Raw genomic sequence first — 4,117 nt, 5'->3', positions numbered from 1 at the left:
GACAAGACCGCCCTCTCCTTCGAGAGCTTTCTCTACCTCGTCGCCGCCCGCCTATGGCTGAAGTCTTCTGTCAAAACGACCTAGCATTACAATCGACGATTCGATTGCGCCACGGATCGGCAAACGCAATAAAATGAACTTAAAGGATTCGTTAACCATTTACCCTTTATAAACTGTCCATATCGAATCTTCGATGGAGAGCACTTTGGCTTTCGCCCGTTTAGCTTCCCAAGCGGAACATATCTCCCGGCTGTCCCTCTCCCATCCGAACGACATTGAGATCGTGCGCGCATATATATCTGAATTAGAATATTTGCGGAAATGCGAGATCTTAGCTCCCAGTAAGGTATCGGTAGATTTGCCCAATGCAAGTGTCGAATTCATGCAAATGGCTGATAACCTTAAGATGGCTTTTCCGGTTTGTCGTGATGAGGAGCTAGAAAACCTGGCATTGCAGCTATTCGATAGTGAGGTCGCGCATGAGTAATCTCGGGTTGATACCGTCAAGCACTAAGGTGCGTCACTAAGTCGCACGACAGTCCTGATCATGTTGCCACCATTCGCGCAGCTTATCAGTTATACCGTCGATGGCACCTTGGCGGGAGACAAGCAATTCGCGTGGCGGATAGCGCGCGCGCGAATTGCCTCAAGATCGCGAATTTTTTCGCTTGCTCTGTCAAACTTAAACGTTGCATCCGACTAATACGCTCAATCCAGCCTTGCGACTTAATTTCGACGCTATCGACACCTTGCTGCTCATCGTTGTCGATATCTGGCTTGCTGTTCCCCTGTTCGTTTGGCGAAAAACGTCACTCGACACGGACGTCCCGAACTCAGATTGAAGTCGAGCGGTTCAATCTCGCCATCGATTTGGGTGCTTTCCAGCTACGCGCCCAATTTCTGCGAACAACTTTTTTTCGGCAGCTCGGGGAAGCGTGAAGGCTCGACACGGATAACGTTGGACATCTGCACCTTTCGTTCACCTACGAAGAGCGACGTCATCCCTGCCCCAAATTCTTGGAGATACTGTTCGATTTTTTGGCGAGTAGCGGGATTGAGCTCCACCATCTTCAGCCGTTGGTCATGGGCTGAAGCTGTACGCCGAATAGCGCCATGGTCCTCCAGTACGGATAGCCATCGCAGTCCAGTCGTAGCTGATGTGCAGGCACGTGATATAGCGATTTTTGTTGAAACCCGAGTGTGGCCTTCTACATATTCGTTGTAGAGACCGAGCAAGATATCCCATCCTGCTTCGCCAAACTTCGTAACTGGAAACATCTGTTCCCGCCGCTCGCGCCATGTTTGCATCAAGAGGCCAATGGTTTGCATATCGGGCGATCGCAGGGAACTTGTTTGCCTGATAGCTTCAGGATGAAGCGCGATCACCGAGCTATCGGTATCCTCAATCAATCCAGCGACAAGCTTTTCGATCTGGCGCAAGCGCGTCATTGTTGGATCAAAAGTTGAATTCGTCATCTCGGGTCAGCTCCTGCGATAGCGCCTTTTTACAACCGTTTTGTCAATTCCTGTCATTAGAGCTTATTTTAGAGTGGTTAACAAACGGTTCATACGTATGAAAGGTCCCGTTTGGCTAATCGCTCTTTGGTCCTATAGCGGACTTGCCCACGCGTAGCACCCGAGCCGAATGAATATCGCGCAGGCTTTCTATTGAACTGTGAAGGAGGGCGGCGGAGCGGGCTACCCCCAAGATGTCGAGCCCATCGATTCTGGCTAGAATATTCTCAAGATCGGATATGATCGCGCAAATTTCGTCGTTTCGAGACATTCGATAGCCTTATAAGTGGCAAAAAACGACGGATAACGAATGTTTGGCGAACTACCACATTCAAGAAACATCTGTTTAATTCTCGAACACAATTAAGCTCAGGACTCGTTGATTAGAGCCAGAAGAGTACGGTCGCAGCGAGAGCGAGGGCGGAGAAGAAGGCAGCGGGGCAGCGATCGTAGCGGGTTGCGACGCGGCGCCAATCCTTGAGGCGGCCGAACATGATCTCGATGCAGTTGCAGCGCTTGTATCGACGCTTGTCGTATTCGACGGGCATGGAACGGTATTTTCGGCCCGGAATGCAGGGCTTGATGCCCTTTCGTTCGAGCGCATCCCTAAACCATTCGGCGTTGTAATTGCGGAAGGCCAGTGGTCGAGCAGCGCTGCAGCGCAAGTGGAATCGCTGATCTGGCCTGCATGATGAAAAAGCGCAAGGAACGCCCGTTGGCATCGGTGATGGCGCGCAACTTGGTGTTCATACCGCGTCTGATCCGTCCGATCAGGTGTCCGAGCCCCTTTTTTACCCCAAGGATGGAAGCCGTGCGGTAAGCCTTTTGATAGGTTGCATCAATCATGACGGTTTGGGGTTCGGCTCTCTGCGCGAAGGCCTTCCATCATCCGGGTGAACACACCCATCTCCCCCCACCGCTTCCAGCGATTGCACAAGGTCTTGTGAGGTCCGTATTCCCTGGGCGCATCACGCCAACGTAGCCCGTTCCGATTGACGAAGCTGATCTCGCTCGAAAGTCGACGATCATCGCCATACGGCTTCCCGTGGATCTGGGGAAATACGGCGATAGCCGCGCCACCTGCTTCTCCGTCAGCCAATACAGGCGCCATACTCAGTCTCCTCACTGAGCCTGGAGCAGAAGGCGTGCAAACCACAATCACATCGCGGCCTGCCAATCAATGGGTCCTGAGCCTAATCACAGCCGCGGAAAGTAGAGGGCACCTCACTGGCTCTGGACAAGTCTCACGCTTAGGCTATTCTCATCCAATCGCTGTCGCAAAAACACCAGATCTTTACCCCTACCTACAATTTGATCGGTTTGGTCAGCCCCGCTCACCGTGAATCGGGCCATCTGCTGGCGGATAGGAACGGACATCCTCGATACGAAAAGTATCACGCTCGGTCACCGGAGCGTCGCGTTCGGTGACAAGTCCGTTACGGTCAGTCATAGGAGCAGAGTAGGACGGCGGAGCGGGAGCGAGAGCTACAGCACAGGTTTCGCCTGCAGCTTCCATCGCTTTGCGTATCCGACGATCTTGCCTCATGACCTCACAAGCAGATGCAGTTTTATCAAGAGCCGCCATTTGCGTGGCAAGCAGAATACGCTGACAGGTTTTTAGCCCGAACGGAATTCCCAGCGCCGCACCAAACGACGGACCGGATGCGCCGCCCGACAAGCCAGCGCCACAGGACGAAATCATGGTTGGCGCAATTGCAGGGGGAGTGTTGCGGCGGAATGTATCTCCCCCAACCGTCACCGACTGACTGCTATTCGTACTTCCCTCTCCGCCAACGGAAACGCTGTTTGATCCGCCGTTCCCCATACTCGATCCATCGGAACTGTATGTACCATTATTAGTGGTGGTTACGGCGTCACCAGCAACGTTATTGGTAACCGTATCATTCGTTTGCGTATATGTATCGGTGTTGACTGTATTAGTGTCTTGCTGAATATCATAAATAGTATTAGTTTGCGCCACTGCCGGCGTTGCCAATAATACGAAAAAAGCGGCCCATGCGTATTTCATTATCAATCTTCCTTAGAAAAACAGGAAATTGTAAAAATTACTATATTCTTTCTTCAACAAAAATTGAGATGCAAGGAATTCAGACAAACAACCCCGGCGAATAATCACCCAAATTTATTGACCCGGATTCAGTATTTATTTCGTTAAAAATAAATAACAACCATCGATCATATGGACGCTAAAAATATTCGTTGCCATTTCGAAATTTAAATCATTTTCGATAACGAACATTTTTCCTTCACTACTTTTATATTACTAACCGGCACAAAAGCCTCGTATCCCCAAACTTTCAAGTGCGCTTTTCGTTTCAAACAATTGAATATCTTGTCAAAAGTTCCCAGTACGATCTTTCAGTTGACCCAAAATAAATCAAATTGGAAAGACTCGATGAGTCTTCGAGTGGCTCTATGAAACCTGGCAATACCAAGGCGCGTTGATCATGAGCCATGGGTCCATTGAGGCCGTCCGATGGACATGATGCGCAAAGGCTGATTGACGCGTAGATTCATTACGCGGCGAGGCAGAGGCGGGTGCAGACCAGTTTGATGGCGGCGAGATAATTGGCGGGATCCT

General features: G+C 50.7%; 3 protein-coding genes and 1 pseudogene. 1 reads left to right on the top strand and 3 read right to left on the bottom strand.

All coding sequences use genetic code 11. The features are described 5' to 3' along the window. The first annotated feature begins 193 nt into the window (after window positions 1-193). On the top strand, window positions 194-487 hold the full coding sequence (locus K4G67_RS14525) for a hypothetical protein (RefSeq protein ID WP_239807045.1): 294 nt from the start codon (window positions 194-196) through the stop codon (window positions 485-487). A gap of 398 nt (window positions 488-885) precedes the next feature. On the opposite strand, the gene K4G67_RS14520 is transcribed toward K4G67_RS14525, so the two are convergent. From K4G67_RS14520 to K4G67_RS14510, 3 genes and pseudogenes are all read right to left on the bottom strand, one after another. Beyond that, window positions 886-1,476 carry a helix-turn-helix domain-containing protein gene (locus K4G67_RS14520; RefSeq protein ID WP_239807044.1) on the bottom strand — a complete coding sequence of 197 codons (591 nt, stop codon included), beginning with the start codon at window positions 1,474-1,476 and terminating at the stop codon, window positions 886-888. A gap of 422 nt (window positions 1,477-1,898) precedes the next feature. Continuing rightward, window positions 1,899-2,619 (bottom strand): annotated as a pseudogene (locus tag K4G67_RS14515) (IS5 family transposase). Between the two features lie 220 nt (window positions 2,620-2,839). Continuing rightward, on the bottom strand, window positions 2,840-3,544 hold the full coding sequence (locus tag K4G67_RS14510; protein WP_239807043.1) for a hypothetical protein: 705 nt from the start codon (window positions 3,542-3,544) through the stop codon (window positions 2,840-2,842). Window positions 3,545-4,117 lie beyond the last annotated feature (573 nt).

Source organism: Croceicoccus hydrothermalis, assembly GCF_022378335.1.
GTDB classification, from domain to species: Bacteria; Pseudomonadota; Alphaproteobacteria; order Sphingomonadales; family Sphingomonadaceae; genus Croceicoccus; species Croceicoccus hydrothermalis.
Note: the sequence above shows the minus strand (reverse complement) of the source record. Positions and strands in the feature narration are given on the sequence as shown.